This is a genomic window from Taylorella asinigenitalis ATCC 700933 (assembly GCF_000687755.1).
Taxonomy (GTDB): Bacteria; Pseudomonadota; Gammaproteobacteria; order Burkholderiales; family Burkholderiaceae_B; genus Taylorella; species Taylorella asinigenitalis.
Map to the genome: position 1 here is coordinate 202075 of NZ_JHXN01000001.1, position 19143 is coordinate 221217.

Genomic DNA, 19143 nt, shown 5'->3' on the forward strand with positions numbered 1-19143 from the left:
AAGTTGAGATTCTTATCCTGAGATTTGAGTGTCTTTATTTAATAGATCTTTCTTCTCTTTTTGCTTTTTAAGAAGTAAGCCAACACCCATAACAATAAGTGCTCCTATAATTTTTGCACTCCAATCAAGAGTGGTACTAGGTGGTTGACCGTCAAGAATATATTTATCGAAGGTAACATCCGTAATAATCATATGTCCTGCAATCCATCCTAGTAAACCTGCACCAAAAATAACGATTACTGGGAATTTATCAATTAATTTAAGAACTAAAGTTGAACCCCAAATGATGATAGGAACTGAAAGCAATAAACCAAAGATAACGTAAAACATCTGATGTTCTGGGTCTGTTGTGCCCGCAGCACCAGCAATTGCAATCACATTATCCAAACTCATAACTAAATCGGCAATCAAGATTGTTTTAACTACCGATAATACTGTTTCTCCACCTTTCACATTGTCGTGACCATCATCATGAGGAATGATTAATTTAATACCAATCCATATAAGTAAAAGTCCACCAACAACTTTTAAAAATGGTATATCCAATAGCTGCATGGCAAAGAAAATAAGCACGACACGCATCACAATCGCACCGACAGTACCCCAGATAATACCCTGCATTCTCTTAGTTTTAGGTAAGTTACGAGATGCTAATGCAATAATTACCGCATTATCCCCACCTAAAAGGATATCAATCATAATAATGCTACCAACTGCAGCCCAGTTAATAGTCTCAAACCATTCCAACATAATTTTTGCCTTTGTAATACTTAAGCTTACGATAATAACAAAAACCGCTAATATATGTCTACATTAGCGGTTTTAATCTATTGATACTAAATGTGATTAATTAAAGAATTGATTTAAGAAGTTTCCCCATTTCAGATGGGTTACGAGTAGTCTTAATACCGCAAGCTTCCATAATCTCCAATTTAGCATCAGCAGTGTCTGCACCACCAGAAATCAATGCACCTGCATGACCCATACGTTTTCCTGGAGGAGCAGTTACACCAGCAATAAAGCCAACGATTGGTTTTTTCATATTATCTTTAGCCCACTCAGCAGCATTTACTTCATCAGGACCACCAATTTCACCAATCATAATAACTGCTTCAGTATCTGGATCTTCATTAAACATTTTTAAAACATCAATATGTTTAAGACCATTGATTGGGTCTCCACCAATACCCACAGCAGAGGATTGACCCATACCTAATTCAGTAACTTGAGCTACCGCCTCATAAGTAAGAGTACCAGAGCGTGAAACGATACCAATTTTTCCTTTACGGTGAATATGACCTGGCATAATACCAATTTTGATTTCATCAGGAGTGATTAATCCAGGACAATTAGGTCCTAGTAGAAGAGTTTTACTTCCTAAGTCTTTCATGCGTTGGCGAACCATAAGCATATCTCTTACTGGAATACCTTCAGTAATACAAATTACTAGATCCAATTCAGCTTCTACAGCCTCGATAATAGCTCCAGCAGCACCCATAGGTGGAACATAAATTACTGAAACAGTTGCACCAGTAGCTTCCTTAGCTTCTTTTACTTTAGCAAAAATAGGAATGCCTTCAAAATCCTCACCAGCTCTCTTTGGGTGAGTACCTGCTACAAAACATTCCTTACCGTTTGCATAATCACGGCACATACGAGTATGGAAAGCACCAGTGTTTCCTGTGATACCTTGAGTGATAACCTTAGTATCTTTATTAATTAAAATCGACATTGCAAATTCCTTCTTAATTAGCAGCTTCAACTACTTTAGTAGCAGCTTCAGCCATAGTGTCAGCACTGATAATAGGTAGACCAGATTCGGCAAGAATTTTCTTACCTAAATCTTCGTTAGTTCCTTTCATACGAACCACTAAAGGCACTTTTAGATCCACAGCTCTGCAAGCCGCTACAACACCTTCAGCAATCACATCACAACGCATAATACCGCCGAAAATGTTCACTAGTATTGCTTTAACGTTATCGCTCTTAAGCATAATTTTGAAAGCTTCAGTCACTTTCTCCGCTGTAGCACCACCGCCTACATCTAGGAAGTTAGCAGGTTCACCACCGAAAAGCTTAATAGTATCCATAGTAGCCATTGCTAGACCGGCACCATTAACTAGGCAACCAATATTACCGTCAAGTTGAATATAAGCTAAATCATATTTGCTTGCTTCAATTTCAGCTGGATCTTCTTCATCAAGATCGCGATATTCAACAATTTCAGGATGGCGTGGCAATGCATTTGAATCAAAATTGAATTTTGCATCAAGTGCAATAACTTTTCCGTCGCCTGTATAGATAAGCGGGTTAATCTCAGCCAATGTAGCGTCTGTTTCCCAATATGCTTTATAAAGTTTTTGAATTAAATCAATTGCTTGATCCTGAAGTTCAGCTGGAATTTCAATTCCTTTTACTAGTTGTAAAGCTTGCTCATAAGAAACATCATGACCAGGGTCAATGAAAACTTTAATAATTTTTTCAGGTGTTTGTTGAGCGACTTCCTCAATATTTACTCCACCCTCGCTTGATGCCATAATGCAGTTTCTTTGAGAACCTCTGTCAGTCACAATACCTAAATAATATTCTTTTTTAATATCTGCACCCTCTTCAATTAGAAGACGGTTTACTTTTTGACCTTGAGGTACGGTTTGATGAGTAACTAATTGCATTCCTAGCATTTTTGAAGCTATTTCTCTAACTTCATCAATAGATTTAGCTAGTTTAACGCCACCACCTTTACCGCGACCACCAGCGTGAATTTGTGCTTTGACTACCCAAATGTTTCCGCCAAGCTCTTCTGCAGCTTTTACTGCCTCTTCTACAGAAAATGCTGGAATGCCTCTTAGGACATTAACCCCAAATTTTCTCAGAATTTCTTTACCTTGATATTCATGAATTTTCATTGAAAACCTTATTGAACTAGTTACTGAAATGGGTATTTTATATGATTTCGTATTTTGAAATTATTTCATTGTCATATTTTTCACATTTCATCTTTTTTATACCATTGAGGGTAATGTTCCTTAACTACTTCAGAATTAAGTCTTAACGAATAGCATTTATTTAATTGAAATGGCCTCTTATCAGAGTGCGATTCTCTATAGTTTCTAAGGCCAGAGGTTGTTTGTACAAATACAGTTGGCAATAAAGAACACATCTCTGTAATGTGAGTACAGCCCTTTATATTTGCAAATTTTTCGCGTACCGCTGGGATAAATTTTTGTAATAAATGCAAACCCTCCAAGCCTTTATAAAATGGAGCTACATCCATACACTCTTGGCCATAGGGTACAGCACCGTGACCAACACTTGCATGATGAATTAATCCATCAATATCTGTGGTTATTTTTAAGGTCATATGATGAATGGGTACGCCAGCTTTGTGAACTTCGTTGTTTAATTTTGTAAAGTCATAAGCCTTTTCATCCCACAGAGTAGCTTCAATATCAAATAATCCATCATCTCTTTGAAAAGAATTTACTTCATAGCGTCTAGTGTGAATTGGTTTACGATTCATAATTAAAAGAAAAAATAAAATACTCTACATTGTATAAAAAAGCCCCAGTCTAAAGACTGGGGTTTTGCTTAGTTGCTAATTAAAACTCTGTTCTAGGGTCTTTACCTCCATAAAAAATTCCAGTTCCTGGATCTTTAATAATGGCATTAACGTCACCCATATCAGGTTTTTCAGTGATTTTATATCCTCTATTTTTAAGATTCATCTCAACATCTTTAACTAGAGTTAAATCTTCCACACGAAGTTCATCTGGTAACCATTGCATGTGAAAACGAGGGTGTGCAACTGCTTTTTGTATATCCATCTTATGGTCAATTACATTAGATATAACTTGAAGTACTGTAGTTATAATTCGAGTTCCACCTGGCGAACCAACAACCATAAAAATTTGTCCGTCTTTTAAAACTAGAGTTGGTGACATAGAAGATAAAGGACGTTTCCCTCCCTCAATTGCATTTGCATCCGAACCTACAGCTCCAAATAAATTAGGTACTCCTGGTTTAGCGGAAAAATCATCCATTTCATCATTAAGTAAAAATCCTGCACCTTCAACAGCCGCCCCAGAACCAAAGGACCAGTTTATCGTATAGGTCACAGATACAGCGTTGCCTTTTGAATCAATCACAGAGTAATGAGTTGTTTGATCTGATTCATATGGCATATCAAGGGCTGGCTTAACCCTATCGCTAGAAATTGCTTCACCCTTTTGTGCCATTATGCGTTCATAGATTTTCTTAGCATAAGACTTATCAATTAGCTTTTCGACTGGAACTTTTACGAAATCAGGATCACCCATATATTCAGAGCGATCTGCAAATGCTTGTCTTTCAGCTTCTGCCATCAAATGTATGGTGTAACTTGAAAGTGCACCCAGCTCCCCAATATTTGCGTTTTCCATAATATTCAGAATTTGAATAATATGCGTTCCACCAGATGAAGGAGGAGACATTGAAATAATGTCATAACCCCTATATGTGCCCTTGACAGGTTCTCTCCATACTGCTTTGTAATTTGCAAGGTCTTCTTTAGTTATTAGACCCTTATTGGCCTCCTGATCTTTAACAATTAAATCAGCAGTCTCTCCTTTATAGAATTCATCAGGACCATTTTTAGAAATTCTCTCTAGGGTCCTAGCTAAATCCTCTTGAACTAATATTTCTCCTTCTTTATAAGCAGTGCCATCTTCCTTGAAAAAGTATTTTTTCGTTGCGGCATATTTAAGCATTCGCTCCTTCTCTTCTTCAAAGGATTCTGCTTGACGTGCAGTCAATTTAAAGCCCTTTCTTGCTGTATCAATAGCAGGTTGAATTAATTCTGGCAATGACATCGTGCCGTACTTATTCAGTAATTCACTCATCCCTCTTACTGTGCCTGGCACACCTGCCGACAAATGACCACTAACACTTAGCCCATCTACAACGTTTTTTTGTTCATCTAAATACATATCACGAGTAGCAGCTTTGGGGGCCATTTCCCTAAAATCTAGAGCAATTTGTCTACCATCGGCTGTGTGTACGAGTGCAAATCCCCCGCCTCCTATATTACCCGCAGCTGGATGGACAACTGCAAGCATATAGCCTACTGCAACAGCAGCATCAATAGCATTTCCTCCTTTATTGAGAACGTTTTTACCCACAACATTAGCTAATTCATGTGTGCTTAAAACTATACCAGTAGTAGTATCTTTTATAGGATCCTTAACAGCTGCTTGAATAGAAATTGCTGGCAAACTTAAAGCTGTGATTAAGGAGAGCGATTTAAGTAAGGTCTTCATAATCAATCCAATATAAGTTAAAAGAATTTATAGATTATCAATTTGTAAAAATCACACAATTAGGGAATTTGCTATTACCAAAAAAAAGCCCCTATTACAAAGTAATAAGGGCTAAGTGAAATTACAAAAAAAAATTACTGTATATGTTTTCCGCCATCAATACGAATCCCCCAACCCATAATATGAGAAGCCACATCACTAGCAAGGTAAACCACTGCAGCTGCAACCTCTTCAGGTTTAGCATAACGTTTATCTAGCGTTGCATCTGCAAAAAATCTTTCTGCTTCTTCTGGAGTTTTAGAATCCCCAAAAGTATTTTTCTCGATCCGACGCATCATATCAGTGTCTACAGCACTAGGGGCAATGTAATTGCAGTGTATCCCTTTTGATCCCAACTCATGTGCAGCCGACTTAACTAGACCTGCAACTGCATGTTTAGAAGCACAATAGTGACCCATACCAGCAGAACCAACATAAGCACCTTCGGATGCAAGAGTAACTATGGAACCCTTACCTTTTTTAAGCAAATATGGAATAGTGTATTTCATAGTAAATAAAACACCATACACATTTACTTCGAATGTTTTTTTCCAGTTTTCGATGTTGGCATCTTTTGTTTCAGCAAAATCTCCATTAATACCTGCGTTAGGTACAACAACATCAATGCCTCCAAAATCAGAAACAACTTTTTCAATATGTTCCTTCATTTGTTCTTCATTAGTAACGTCTGCTACATAACCACGCACTTGAGAGTCATCTAAGCCAAGTGTAGGTATAAATTCATCTAATTCCTCTTGTTTAAAAGCAAAAAGTGCTAATTTACTTCCTTCCTTTGCAAAAGCTTTGGAAACAGCCGCTCCAATTCCGCCTGTCGAACCAGTAATTAAAACTACTTTATCTTTAAGATTCAAGTCCATTACAATATTCTCCTTTTAATATATATTTTTATTTTAACCACCGTTAACATAAACAATTTTTTTGCAAGATGAGTCGTTACGAAATATGAGCAAAGAAATCATTTCAAAATATTTAAGAAGTTACGCAACAAAAAAACAAAAAGATTACATGGAGAAACTCATTCCTGATGTTGATTCTGACAGAATTATTGGGGTGAAATCGGACGATGTAAAAGAAGCCGCACATGATATGTACTACGAAAGAGGTTTAGAGGGATTACGTTTCTTCTTAGATGATTTACCGCATTATTTTATTGAAGAAGAGAACGTGCACTCATACATTATTAACTGTATAGAAGACATAGAAGTTCAATACAGAGAATTGGATGTATTTCTGCCTACAATAGACAATTGGTGGACTTGCGATATCATTAGACTTGCTCATCCATTAGATGATGCACATGATGCATTTCTACAAGAGCATATTCAAAAATGGCTAAATAGTGATGATCTTTACACAACTAGATTTGGCATAGTCTCAACTTTACGTCATTATCTGGAAGATAGATTTGATGTAAAACACTTAGATGCAATTGCAGCAGTTAATGCAACGGAAGACTTATATTTGAGATCTGCAGTTGCTTGGTTTTTCGCAACAGCACTAATTTTTAAGTGGGAGGAAACATTGCCATACCTAACTGAAAAAAGGCTTCCTAAACTAATCCACAACCATATAATTTTGAAATGCAAGGATTCTACAAGGCTTACTGAAGATAAAAAGGATTTTCTCCGAGGCATCTCAAGAATAACAAAAGCCGATTCTTAGCCAATCAAATCAAAAGCTGCTATGGATTCAACATGAGCTGTATGAGGGAACATATTGATTACGCCCGCACATAGTAACTTATATGATCCTGAATTTACCAGAACATCCACGTCTCGTGCGAGAGTACTAGGATTACAGGAGACGTAAACGATTCGTTTAGGCCTTAGGCTCGGATTCATCTCTGTGAGAGCCTTGCACACAGCTAATGCCCCGTCTCGTGGTGGATCCAAAAGCATCTTATCGAAAAATCCTAAATTCTCCAGCCATTCTTTATCCACATCAAATAGGTTTAGAGTAGTAAAACTGACTTTATTTTCAAGGCCATGAATCTTCGCACCTTGCATTGCACGTTCAGTTAAAGTTTCACTTCCTTCAAAGCCCATAACTTCTTTGGCCATCGTAGCAAGTGGCAATGTAAAGTTCCCTAGCCCACAAAATAAATCTGCCACCCTATCACTACTCTCAATCTCAAGTAAATTCAAGGCTCTGTGGATTAATGTGCGATTTATAAACGGATTGACCTGAGTAAAATCACTTGGCTCATAAAACATTCTTAAACCAAACTGAGGTATATCATAGTAAAGTTTATGACTATCCGAAGAGTTCGTAAGCAATGGTTTTAGAGTATCCAATCCTTTTGATTGCGTCCACCACACAATATCGTGTTTTTTAGCAAAATCAAGCAGTTTTTGCGTATCCTCATCTGACAATGGAACCATATGACGCAAAGCTAAAACGACTGTCTCATCTCCCACAGCCACCTCAATTTGAGGTATATCCTCACGGCACGAAAGATTGTTCAAACAAGCCCTCAAGCTTGGAAGCAAGTCTGAAACCCTTTTAGCTAGTACAGGACAGGTGTCCATTTCGACTACAAATCTGCCCTTTTTCTCACGAAAACCTACTAATACATCATTTTTCTTTCTTACATATCGTACAGATAATCGTGCACGGTAACGATACCCCCAATATGGCCCATGTATTGGTGGCAATACTTTCGCTTTCTCAACTTTGCCTATATGCCACAAATTATCTTCAAGTGTTCTTTGTTTAACTGCGACTTGCGTAGATGGGTCTATATGTTGCATAGAGCATCCCCCACAAACGCCGTAATTTGGGCATCTTGGAGTTACTCTTGCAGAAGATTCTTTAAGAATTCGGGTTGCTGTTGCGACCTCGAAAGAATCCTTTTTCTGATATATGTTAGCTTCGACTGTTTCATTAAGAATGGCACCATCAACGAAAATTGCTTTACCGTCTCTGCGTGCCACTCCCCGACCATTATTATCGATTGAATCAATCTTTATAATTTCTGACATTGCTCACCTTAAATAAAGTGAACAATTATAACGAATGCAAGTTTAGAATTGAGAATCGGATTTTCCCAAATTATCAAAAGCTTTATCCATCTCTTTCATCTGATTCTCAATTTTATTCATTTGACCCTCGATGGTATTTTTCTGATTTGAATAGAATTGATCATGTCTAGTTTTCTTATGCTCATCCATATTATCAACATAGCCTTTCATGAATTCATGATCTCGTAAACTTGTTTTTTTCTCAGATTCATTACGTCTTTTTTTTCCATCAAGTCTATCCTGATAAGCTTTAATTAATTTATCCTTCTGTTTCTTATCTAATGAATTCCAAAATCTTAGTAATTTAGCTTGATACTGTTTTGTCTTTAAAAGAAAATCTTCCATAGCTAGGTTATCTGCTTTAAAGACTGCTTCTAAATCTGGGGTGTTAGTAGTTATAAGAGTCAATTGAGCTTTATGATTTTCTTTTGCTCTGTCTCTAACAGATTTATTCATGGATTTATGAAAATCTAATGCATCTTTGAAAAGTAATTTTTGTTCATTGTTCAAAGTGATTTCATTATTAACTACTTTTGGATTTAATAATTGAAATGCTACAGAGTTATGGTGAAATGACTTATGTTGTGCAGATTTATGAGTATTCCCTTTTTTATAGTGATCAAACTCTTCTGGTGCTGCTATAACAAATCCAGCGATTCCTAAAGACAAAACTGAAGCTGCAAAAAATTTATTCAATACTGACATAGATTGCTCCCTGTAAGTGAAGTAATTAAAGTAAGTAGAAAAAAAATAAAATTTTATTATGGCAAGTAGGCAGCAGGATTAACTGGTTTGCCGTCTCGCCTAATTTCGAAATGAAGTTTTGGTGAAGTCGTATCTGATGATCCTAAGGTAGCAATTTGTTGACCTTTTTTAACTTTTTGACCCTCTTTTACAAGTATTTTATCTGTGTGAGCATACGCAGAAATAAATGATTTCTTATGTGCAATAAGAATTAAATTGCCCATGCCGCGAATACCATTACCCGTATATGAAACAGTACCATCAGCGGCAGATAATATTGGGTCACCAATTGAACCACCAAAATCAATGCCTCTTGTTTCATTCGTATAGTTTGCTATAACCCTTCCAGCAGTTGGTTTAGTCCAATCAATCAAGCCCGCATCTGAAGCTCTACCAATTGTGACAGGATCTGAACCCGAACTTCCTTTTCCGCCGACGGTTTTTCTAATATGAGATTTAGCTGAAATACGTAAAACCTGCCCAGGAAAGATTCGGCTAATATCATTAATATTATTTAAACGAGCTAACTCTTCAACAGTTGTATTGTATTTACGAGCAATAAGGCTTAATGTCTCTCCTCTTTGGACAGTGTGAGGAGGAAACCCTTGATTGTAATCGTCTACTGGTGCATTTTGAGAAGTGGTACACGCAGCTAGTAATGATACAAATAAAACAGTAAGTAACTTTGATTGCTTGTTTAATAACATAAACCCTATCCTAATATTTCCCAATTATTATACTTGTATTCCAGATTTCAAAGGCACAAACCTTGTTGATTCATACTCAGAGTTAATCCAATTTTTATTAGAAATCCTTCTAAATGTTACTAACTTCTGATTAGCCCCACCTACTGGAGCAACTAATATCCCTCCAATATCTAATTGGGTTAATAATGTTTTTGGTACTTCTAGCCCTGCTGCAGCTAGAATAATCGCATCATAGGGGGCTGCTTTAGTTAAACCTAACATACCATCCCCTAAAACTATATCAATTGATGGCAAATCAGATATTCGCTTTATATTGCTTAAAGCTAAATTGTAAAGACCAGTTATTCTCTCAATGGAATGCACAGATTTATAGATACAAGATAAAACTGCAGCTTGATATCCGCACCCCGTACCAATTTCAAGCACATTATTTTGGCGATTATTTTGAAGTGCCAAAGTAATCATACGTGCAACGACTGAAGGCTTAGAGATTGTTTGCCCATATCCTATTGGCAATGCTTCGTCCACATAAGCTCTACTTCTTGTACCAGGATCCATAAAGACATGTCTTTGAACTCTAACCATTGCGTCCAAAACTCTGGAATCAGAAGTAATTCCGAATTCCCGCAACGCCTCAACCATTCTGATTCTGTGAATATCGGAATTAAGGCCTGAATTCAGTTCCAAGGCTTTTTGAAACCTTAATTTAACTTCAGGGGATGGACTTTTAATCCCTATATTCCTAGACCCTGAAGATAATCGAGTATTACTATTTGTGGAAATGATCTGTTTTTTTATCATTTATTCCGAAACAGTTTTGACTACATTATTGAGCCAGGATTTAGTAGATTCCAATTTCTTGTAATGAGTCATATCCAATTGGATAGGAGTAACAGAAATATAACCATTATCCACCGCATAAAAATCTGTGTCCTCGCCAAAATCCATGATTTCACCAGAGGCACCTATCCAGAATAGCTCCTGTCCAAATGGACTTTTGGTCCTTTCAACTGGTTGAGATTGATGACGTCGACCTAGTCTAGTAACACGAAAATCATTAATACTATAGGAGTCTTTAGGTGGGATATTTATACTTAGTAATGTTTTAGTTTCAGTGGGATTAGCAACAATTAATTTCACAAATTCATTAGCGATGCTTGCAGCTTCATCAATATTGGGCCAATTGTAGTGAGTTAAAGAAAAAGCTATAGACTGATAACCAAATAAATACCCTTCAGTTGCTGCAGCAACCGTACCTGAATATAGAGTATCCTCACCCAAGTTTGCACCATTATTTATACCAGACACAACAATATCAGGAACAAAGTCCAAAAAATTGGTTAACGCTACATGGACACAATCACTTGGAGTACCATTTATGATATTGAAACCTTTAGAAGATTTTTTTAAGCTTAAAGGTCTATTAATAGATAATGAATTAGAAGCTCCACTATGATTGATCTCAGGAGTGAATACCACTACCTCTGCCCATTTAGAAAGTTCATCATAAAGTTTTTCTAAACCAAGAGCATAATAGCCGTCATCGTTAGCCAAGAGGATTTTTGTAGTCATAGAACACCTTCGAAATTAAATGTGATTTATTTTAATATATAAAAAAAACTTAAAGAGGAACCAAATGTACGAATATTTAGCCATCCCAATTGCTTATTTTATAGGCTCAATCCCCTTTGCTATTGTTGTAAGCAAATTATTCGGCTTAAAAGATCCGCGACAATATGGCTCGGGAAATCCTGGTGCCACAAACGTTTTAAGAAGCGGAAATAAAGTAGCCGCAGCATTAACATTTATTGGAGATGCTGCTAAGGGAGCCATTGCCATATTACTAACCTTAGAGATTTTTCCGCATATATCGGCAACAATCATAGCTTTAGTAGCTGTAGCTGCATTTCTGGGCCATTTGTTTTCACCATTTTTAAATTTTAAAGGCGGAAAAGGTGTGGCTACTTCCTTCGGTATATTTTTAGCATTAGATCTTAATTTTGCTTTGATATTGCTTGGTATATGGATACTTGTTGTTGTGCTATTTAGAGTGTCTGCATTGGCCGCTATAATCACCGCATTGGCAGCACCCTTCATATACCTATTTATACATATGAGTTCTTATATAGTTTGGCCAATCTTTGCTGCAATTATTGTTATGGCGACACTCCTTTTATATAAGCACAAATCCAATATTGATAAGCTCATTAATAAAAAGAATTGATATCCTCAAGTGGCCAATTCGCTCTTACAGGCTGGTTGTAGTTTTTATAGAGTTTTACTTTTCCAGCCTTAATTCTTTCACTAGCAGCATTTGCAATCATTGCTCCGTTATCGGTGCAAAATTCTAGCGGAGGAAAATATACTTCAACCCCAAGCTTAGAAGTTTCGCTTTTAAGTCTGCTACGTAATTCTTGATTCGCTCCAACACCTCCTGCAACAACAAGCCTTTTAGAGTCAGTCATTTTTAGAGCTTCTATTACTTTATGGACTAAAACATCAACAATTGCCTCTTGGGTTGCGGCAGCTAAATCAGCAAGATTTTTTTGAGTAATTTCACTAGCAGCTAGTTTGTTATATTGGTTCATAACAGCTGTTTTTAAGCCGCTGAAACTGAAGTTTAAATCCTTACTATGCTTCATTGGCCGTGGCAATGCATACGCCGATGCATCCCCTTCTTTTGCTAACCTTGCTAAATGTGCTCCTCCAGGGTAAGGTAAACCTAAAATTTTTGCGGTTTTATCAAAAGCCTCACCAGCCGCATCATCTAATGTTTCACCTAAGAGTTTGTAGTCCCCTATCCCATTTACTTGCATTATCTGAGTGTGTCCACCACTAACCAACAGAGCTACAAATGGAAATTCCAGCTTAGGCTCAGAAAGCATCGGAGAAAGCAGGTGCCCTTCAAGATGGTGAATGGGTATAAGTGGTAGAGCCTGACTCCATGCAAAACCATGTGCAAATGAAGAAGCCACCAGTAAAGCCCCTTGAAGACCAGGGCCAGCAGTATAAGCAACAATGTCAATATCTTTTAAACTTTTATTGGTTTTTAAAAGGAGCTCATGTAAAAGTGGCAATAAATTCTTTATATGATTCCTAGATGCTAGCTCTGGCACTACTCCACCATATTCCTCATGCAATTTAATCTGAGAATGCAATGTATGACCAAGCAATCCATCTTGCGTGTCAACAAGGGCTAATCCAGTTTCATCACAGGAGCTTTCAATACCGAGTACTAACATATCTGTTGTTATAAAAAAACAAATTTAAGGTAAATAAAGGGTTTAAATAAAATTTTAATATATAAGACTTTTCACAATTCATGTAATTCATAGTTTAGGAATTAAAATGACGCATTCTTACACCATTTGGAGTTTTATCATGTTTGAGAGGATGTTCAAACTTTCTGAACATAATTCAAATATAAGAACTGAAGTTCTTGCTGGAATCACAACATTCCTAACCATGTCCTACATTATATTTGTTAATCCTAATATTTTAGGAACTACAGGAATGGATACAGGTGCGGTGTTCGTTGCCACCTGCTTGGCTGCTGCCGTAGGTTCATTTATTATGGCCTTTCTTGCTAATTGGCCAATCGGTATGGCTCCTGGAATGGGCCTTAATGCATTCTTTGCATTTGGTGTGGTTGGTGCTATGGGTTATACATGGCAGCAAGCTTTAGCCGCAGTTTTCCTCTCTGGTGTGATATTTTTCATTCTTACACTAACTGGTGCTCGCAAATGGTTAATTGATGGTATCCCTCAATCTTTAAGATCTGCGATTGTTGCGGGTATTGGTCTATTTTTGGCTTTTATTGGATTCCAATCATCAGGTATTGTTATAGATAACCCAGCTACACTCACGGGTCACGGAGATTTCGGATCCCACCAAGTCCAATTAGCCATTCTCGGATTTTTCATAATAGTAATTCTTGATTGCTTAAAAGTACGTGGTGCCATTCTTATAGGGATTTTAGCTGTCTCAGCTCTTTCAATTATCCTCGGCTTTACACCTGTACCTGCAAGCATAATTTCAACGCCTCCATCTATTAGCTCTACTTTTCTCGCACTAGATATTCCTGGTGTTATGGAAAAAGGATTAATTAGCGTATTACTTGTGTTTGTATTGGTCGAAGTTTTTGATGCCACTGGGACTATGATAGGTGTAGCAAAAAGAGCAAATCTTATAGATGTTGGACCTAATCGCAAAAACAATTTAGGTAAAGCACTCATGGCCGACTCTGCTGCCATATTAGCTGGTTCTCTAATTGGTACTTCAAGTACTACAGCATATGTGGAAAGTATGTCTGGTGTTCAGGCAGGTGGTCGCACTGGTTTAACAGCATTTGTTATTGGAATTTTATTCTTGTTAGTGTTATTCCTATCGCCACTAGCTGGAGTTATTCCTGCATATGCCACTGCTCCCGCATTGATTTATGTTGCACTTTTAATGCTTAGAGAAATCACTGAGATAGATTGGAATGATATGACAGAGGTTGTGCCATCAGCAATTACATTGATTGCTATGCCTTTCACTTACTCTATCGCTGAAGGTATGGCATTTGGCTTTATCAGTTATGTAATTATTAAAGCATTCACATTCCGATTTAAAGAGCTGCATCTAGCAACAATTTTAATTGCCGCTCTGTTTGTGCTTAGATTTGCTATTGCTTAATTTCAGGGAATTCCCATACCCCTTTACCCTTGGTCAGATTTATTACAGTCTGACCAAGATTTGACACTAAGTTCTCCTCTACTTCTAGTTGCCAAACTACACCTTCATTAGTGAAATTCTCTTCCACAACACTTATTCCTTGAGTGAATTTTGACTTCACTATGGCAATGTCACTGAATGGCACTTTGCAAATTATTTTCTTAGTTGGAACGACTTCAATCAATGTTGCTTGGTCCAAGCATTTAGCCGTCACACCGCCATAAGCACGCATTAGTCCACCAGTACCTAGCTTTATGCCACCATAATATCTAATTACTAATGAAGCAACATTGATTAGATTTTTTCCCTCAATAGCCTGAAGCATAGGCCTTCCAGCTGTTCCACCTGGTTCTCCATCATCATTAAACCTATATGAATCAATTAATTTGTAGGCCCAACAATTATGAGTGGCATCAGACTGGCTGTATTTATTGAAGAAATCAAATGCCTCTTCTGCACTAAAAACAGGAGCACAATGGCAAATAAAAAGACTATTTTTAATTCGCTCTTCGAAATACTGATATGATTGAATTCTATAGATTTTTGAAGACATTAATCTTCTTCTATATGTCTAGAACGCAGATAATCGTCATAGTTTCCTTGATAGTCAATTATTTGTCCATCAGGAAATATTTCTATAATCCTATCGGCTATCCCACTAACAAACTCTCGGTCATGAGAAACAAAGACAACAGTTCCCTTGAATTTCTCTAAAGCCATTTGAAGAGACTCTATTGACTCCATATCTAGGTGATTAGTAGGCTCGTCAAGTAATAAAGCATTGTGTTTTCCAAGCATCAATCTGCCGAAAAACATACGATTTTTCTCACCGCCCGATAAAACACTAACATCTTTAACAATGTCATCTGCTGAAAAAAGCAAACGGCCTAATACAGACCTAATTTGTTGATCGTCATCACCCTCTTGCCTAAATTCAGACATCCAATCAAATAAATTTGAGGATTTAGAAAAAGCATAGGATACATCTTGAGCCATATAACCAATATCTGCATTTTCTGACCATTTAAGAGAACCAGAATCAGGTTTTAAATCGAGTGCGAGCATACGCAATAGAGTAGTTTTCCCGACACCATTGCCACCGATAATGGCAATTTTTTGTCCAGCTTCAACCATGGCACTGAAATCACGAATTACAGGCAAATCATAGGACTTAGAAATTTTATCTGCCTCAAATGCAAGCCTGTGCAAAGGTTTTTTCTGCTCAAACCTAATAAAAGGATTTTGTCTAGAGGATGGCTTAATCTCTACCTGCTCGGCCTTAATCTTATCGATTTGCTTTAAACGAGAGGTTGCTTGACGAGATTTTGATTTATTAGCCGCAAATCGTCTAACAAAGTCTTGAAGCTCTGAAACTCGCTCTTTAGCCTTTGCATTATTTGCCAGCATGCGTTCACGAGCCTGAGTTGAAGCGAGCATAAAGTCATCGTAATTACCAGGGTAGATACGCAATTCTCCATAATCGAGATCGGCCATGTGAGTACAAACCTGATTTAAAAAATGCCTATCGTGACTGATAATAATCATCGTACTCTCATATTGATTAAGCACGTTTTCCAACCAACGAATTGTATTGATATCTAAGTTGTTCGTAGGCTCATCAAGCAACAACACATCAGGGTTTGAGAATAAAGCTTGAGCAAGTAAAACACGAAGTTTCAATCCAGGAGGAATCTCGCTCATTAAAGCATTATGCTTTTCAATAGGAATTTCAAGACCCAGTAGTAATTCACCTGCTCTCGCTTCAGCCGTATAACCATCATATTCCGCAAACTTGGCTTCAAGTTCAGCAGCACGCATATAATCATCTTCGCTGGCATCAGGATTTGCATAAATCGCATCCCTTTGGGTCATCGCATCCCACATTTCTTTATGGCCCATAATGACCACATCCAAAACTCGCTTATCTTCGTATGCAAACTGATCTTGACGCAACTTTCCTAATCTAAGGCCTGGGTCTAAGGATACATTTCCTGAGGTAGGCTCAAGCTCTCCTCCAAGAATTTTCATTAATGTTGATTTGCCCGAACCATTAGCGCCGATAAGTCCGTATCTATTGCCCCCAGAAAACTTAACCGATACATTCTCGAAGAGCGGCTTTGGACCAAATTGAATAGTTAGATTTGAAGTTTGGATCACTTATTTTTTCTCTTATATTTTTCAAGATTTAGACAATTTGTATGATGGTCAGAGTCATCTTTTGAGTGATTATGCTTATCGATGACTAAATGTGCCATGCCATCTTCAGTTGCAAGTCCAACTTTTTTCCCTATTGGCAATGTTACCCGCACCTCCCCATGTCCATACGGAAGTCCAGTCACAACGGGCACTTTAACTGTCTTGCGTAACCATTCAATAACTGAAATCAGGCTAAAACCATTATCGTTATCCACTAATTGATAGTCAGACACATCTCCAAGGACAATTGCTTTTTGTGTTTTTAAAACTCCCGCCTGGTGCAGCTGAATAAGTAGACGCTCTACTCGATATGGATGTTCGCTTACATCCTCTAAAAACAAAATACCTTTTTTGATTTTTGGAAAATATGGCGTTCCAAGTAATGCTGTGAGCAATGCAAGATTACCACCCCATAAAACACCTGTTTCATCCACGGAGTCGGACTCTTCAGATACAAAACTAAGAATTTCAAGTTCCCCACGCATCATCTCGACAAAGATTTCGGTAGTTAGTTCATCGAGTTTATCTGAACCAAAATCGCTTACAGCATTAGGTCCTGTAAAACTAGGCAATCCTGTCTTAGCAAGTAAAGCAAGATTGAATGCCGTGAAATCGCTGTATCCGCAATAAGTGCGAGGATTTTCTGCTAGCAGCTTCCAATCTATAAGTGGCAATATTCTTGTTAATCCATACCCACCACGAGTAGGCATAATTATGGGTGCTTTCGACTCCTTAATAGCACGAGTGAATGATTTCGCCCTTTGTATATCGGTACCAGCAAATCTAAGATATTTTTCAGTTGCACATTTATCGACTTTTACTTTAAAGCCGAAGCTTTGTAGATTTGTTTTTGCAACTTGTATTCTTTTTGGGTCTGCTAAATAGCTTGAAGGTGAAATTAGGTAAATGCCAAGTTTTTTTTCATATTCTCTAACTTGCAACGGTACGTCATCTGCTTCATCAAAGAGTATTTGGGCATCATTAACTAATTGTTCTAATTCGTGTTCGTCGGATTTTTTTAGGGAGTCTATCATGCTAAATATCCTTTACGATGCGTCTTTCTCGAAAAAATTTTTTTAAAATTTCGGAGCATTCTTCAGCCATAACACCGACACTAGTATTCATATGATGATTTAAATCTGATGAATGGATTGATAAATTTCCACCGCAAGCACCAGTTTTATAGTCTCGCGTCCCAATGATTAAATTTTCAAGTCGGGCATGCAACAAAGCTCCGAGACACATTATACAAGGCTCTAGGGTTACATAAAGGGAGGAACCCTTAGGGAGTCGGTAATTCTTATAATATTTATTAGCTTCTCTTAAAGCAACGATTTCCGCATGGGCAGTAGAGTCTGCTTTACTTATAACTTGATTAAATCCTTGCCCTACAATTTCATTATTTGGGCCCACTATCACCGCACCGACTGGAACCTCACCATTTTCATATGCTTTCTCTGCATTTTGCAGAGCAATTTTCATAAAGTATTGATTTGAAAACATTTGTTTTATCTAGTAACACAAATTTAACTAAATTTAATTAACATAAATTCCATCTATTTTATATTTAATTAGGGGGAAATATGAGTTGGAGTGATTTTGAAGAGGCTTGTGCGACATATCTAAATGAAAATTACGAATGCGGCAACAGCTTTAAATGTGTTGGCGGATCAAATTCAACTGTTAGCGATATATCTTTTAGGAGAGGTAATTTCTATATCGAATGCAAAATGGGTCAGGCTCAATGTGGCCAATTTGTAGTGAAAGATAAGAATGGAAAATTTGTCTACTCAGAAATGAATAGAAATCCGAATAACTTATTATCTAGGTTCATGGTTGAGACCATGAATAATGAACATGATGCATATTCAAATGCGGGGACTAGTGGTGCTAAGTTAAAAATAGATCCGCATTATATCTATAGTTGGATAAATGAAGCAATGCGCAACAAGAATGTGAAATTTATTATTACTGCAACAACAGTAAATGATAAAACTAAATTTCTAGTTTTTAAGCGTGAAGACTTAAAATACTTTTTTAATGTTCAAGCTATATATCGTCAGAAAACAAGTGGGTCAAATTCAATAAGCACTATCCATGAGAAAGCTTTTTTAGAAACTTTTAAAAATTACATAAAACCATCTAATAAGCATGTTGAAATAAAAGATAAAAACCTTTTTATTGACTCAGATACTAACTATAACGAATTGGTTTTAGAAGCTAATGGTAGAAGATTTATGCTTAAAAGAAATCTAGAATTAGGCAGGGGTGCTTACAGAGTAAGACAACTATCAAATACTCATAATTCCAATATTATTTTTTCAATTTCACTGAAACCACTTAATTCATCAATGGAGTCTAAATTAGTTCAAGCTGATATAGAACTTAAGAAATTAACTTCTTAAA

20 protein-coding genes are annotated in these 19143 nt (G+C 37.0%); 4 read left to right on the plus strand and 16 right to left on the minus strand.

Annotated elements, in window-relative coordinates; genetic code table 11:
• Positions 1-12: 12 nt before the first annotated feature.
• From T432_RS0100985 to T432_RS0101010, 6 genes are all read right to left on the minus strand, one after another.
• Positions 13-750, minus strand: a complete 738-nt coding sequence (locus T432_RS0100985) for a TerC family protein (protein WP_028883806.1) — start codon at positions 748-750, stop codon at positions 13-15.
• A gap of 100 nt (positions 751-850) precedes the next feature.
• Positions 851-1732: a succinate--CoA ligase subunit alpha gene (sucD, locus tag T432_RS0100990; RefSeq protein WP_028883807.1), complete on the minus strand. Its 882-nt coding sequence runs from the start codon at positions 1730-1732 to the stop codon at positions 851-853.
• 13 nt (positions 1733-1745) lie between these two features.
• Complete coding sequence (gene sucC, locus T432_RS0100995; RefSeq protein WP_028883808.1) at positions 1746-2906, minus strand: ADP-forming succinate--CoA ligase subunit beta; 1161 nt, start codon at positions 2904-2906, stop codon at positions 1746-1748.
• 80 nt (positions 2907-2986) lie between these two features.
• The gene (locus T432_RS0101000) at positions 2987-3520 is read right to left on the minus strand and encodes a DUF2889 domain-containing protein (RefSeq protein ID WP_028883809.1); all 534 of its coding nucleotides are present in this window, start codon (positions 3518-3520) and stop codon (positions 2987-2989) included.
• 79 nt (positions 3521-3599) lie between these two features.
• A complete protein-coding gene (gene ggt, locus T432_RS0101005) occupies positions 3600-5294 on the minus strand; it encodes a gamma-glutamyltransferase (protein WP_044970989.1) in 1695 nt (564 codons plus the stop codon).
• A 134-nt stretch (positions 5295-5428) separates the two neighbouring features.
• Positions 5429-6211 carry an SDR family NAD(P)-dependent oxidoreductase gene (locus T432_RS0101010; protein WP_028883811.1) on the minus strand — a complete coding sequence of 261 codons (783 nt, stop codon included), beginning with the start codon at positions 6209-6211 and terminating at the stop codon, positions 5429-5431.
• Positions 6212-6296: 85 nt separating this feature from the next.
• Between T432_RS0101010 and T432_RS0101015 the strand changes: the two genes are divergently transcribed.
• Positions 6297-7016 (plus strand): DNA alkylation repair protein, encoded by a 720-nt coding sequence (locus T432_RS0101015; RefSeq protein ID WP_028883812.1) that lies wholly within the window; start codon positions 6297-6299, stop codon positions 7014-7016.
• Here T432_RS0101015 and rlmD read toward each other — a convergent pair.
• From rlmD to surE, 5 genes are read right to left on the minus strand one after another with little or no spacing between them, the layout of a single operon-like run.
• Positions 7013-8335 carry a 23S rRNA (uracil(1939)-C(5))-methyltransferase RlmD gene (gene rlmD / locus T432_RS0101020; RefSeq protein ID WP_028883813.1) on the minus strand — a complete coding sequence of 441 codons (1323 nt, stop codon included), beginning with the start codon at positions 8333-8335 and terminating at the stop codon, positions 7013-7015. The genes T432_RS0101015 and rlmD overlap by 4 nt on opposite strands.
• Before the next feature lie 42 nt (positions 8336-8377).
• Complete coding sequence (locus T432_RS0101025; RefSeq protein WP_028883814.1) at positions 8378-9079, minus strand: hypothetical protein; 702 nt, start codon at positions 9077-9079, stop codon at positions 8378-8380.
• A 56-nt stretch (positions 9080-9135) separates the two neighbouring features.
• Positions 9136-9825 (minus strand): LysM peptidoglycan-binding domain-containing M23 family metallopeptidase, encoded by a 690-nt coding sequence (locus tag T432_RS0101030; protein ID WP_014111406.1) that lies wholly within the window; start codon positions 9823-9825, stop codon positions 9136-9138.
• A gap of 27 nt (positions 9826-9852) precedes the next feature.
• On the minus strand, positions 9853-10626 hold the full coding sequence (locus tag T432_RS0101035) for a protein-L-isoaspartate(D-aspartate) O-methyltransferase (RefSeq protein ID WP_028883815.1): 774 nt from the start codon (positions 10624-10626) through the stop codon (positions 9853-9855).
• The gene (gene surE / locus T432_RS0101040) at positions 10627-11397 is read right to left on the minus strand and encodes a 5'/3'-nucleotidase SurE (RefSeq protein ID WP_014111404.1); all 771 of its coding nucleotides are present in this window, start codon (positions 11395-11397) and stop codon (positions 10627-10629) included. It lies immediately after the preceding gene.
• A gap of 64 nt (positions 11398-11461) precedes the next feature.
• On the opposite strand from surE, the gene plsY reads away from it, so the two are divergent.
• A complete protein-coding gene (plsY, locus tag T432_RS0101045; protein ID WP_028883816.1) occupies positions 11462-12049 on the plus strand; it encodes a glycerol-3-phosphate 1-O-acyltransferase PlsY in 588 nt (195 codons plus the stop codon).
• Here plsY and tsaD read toward each other — a convergent pair.
• Entirely contained in the window at positions 12033-13067 is a 1035-nt protein-coding gene (gene tsaD, locus T432_RS0101050) for a tRNA (adenosine(37)-N6)-threonylcarbamoyltransferase complex transferase subunit TsaD (RefSeq protein WP_028883817.1), read from the minus strand. The genes plsY and tsaD overlap by 17 nt on opposite strands.
• Positions 13068-13206: 139 nt before the next feature.
• On the opposite strand from tsaD, the gene T432_RS0101055 reads away from it, so the two are divergent.
• A complete protein-coding gene (locus T432_RS0101055; protein ID WP_028883818.1) occupies positions 13207-14502 on the plus strand; it encodes an NCS2 family permease in 1296 nt (431 codons plus the stop codon).
• On the opposite strand, the gene T432_RS0101060 is transcribed toward T432_RS0101055, so the two are convergent.
• From T432_RS0101060 to tadA, 4 genes are read right to left on the minus strand one after another with little or no spacing between them, the layout of a single operon-like run.
• Entirely contained in the window at positions 14492-15094 is a 603-nt protein-coding gene (locus tag T432_RS0101060) for an IMPACT family protein (protein WP_028883819.1), read from the minus strand. The two genes, T432_RS0101055 and T432_RS0101060, sit on opposite strands and share 11 nt — an antisense overlap.
• A complete protein-coding gene (locus T432_RS0101065; protein WP_028883820.1) occupies positions 15094-16698 on the minus strand; it encodes an ABC-F family ATPase in 1605 nt (534 codons plus the stop codon). The genes T432_RS0101060 and T432_RS0101065 overlap by 1 nt, the downstream gene beginning before the upstream one ends.
• A complete protein-coding gene (locus tag T432_RS0101070) occupies positions 16695-17771 on the minus strand; it encodes an LD-carboxypeptidase (RefSeq protein WP_028883821.1) in 1077 nt (358 codons plus the stop codon). The genes T432_RS0101065 and T432_RS0101070 overlap by 4 nt, the downstream gene beginning before the upstream one ends.
• A gap of 1 nt (position 17772) precedes the next feature.
• A complete protein-coding gene (gene tadA / locus T432_RS0101075; protein ID WP_028883822.1) occupies positions 17773-18240 on the minus strand; it encodes a tRNA adenosine(34) deaminase TadA in 468 nt (155 codons plus the stop codon).
• An 80-nt stretch (positions 18241-18320) separates the two neighbouring features.
• Between tadA and T432_RS0101080 the strand changes: the two genes are divergently transcribed.
• A complete protein-coding gene (locus T432_RS0101080) occupies positions 18321-19142 on the plus strand; it encodes a PDDEXK family nuclease (protein WP_028883823.1) in 822 nt (273 codons plus the stop codon).
• Position 19143: the final 1 nt, after the last annotated feature.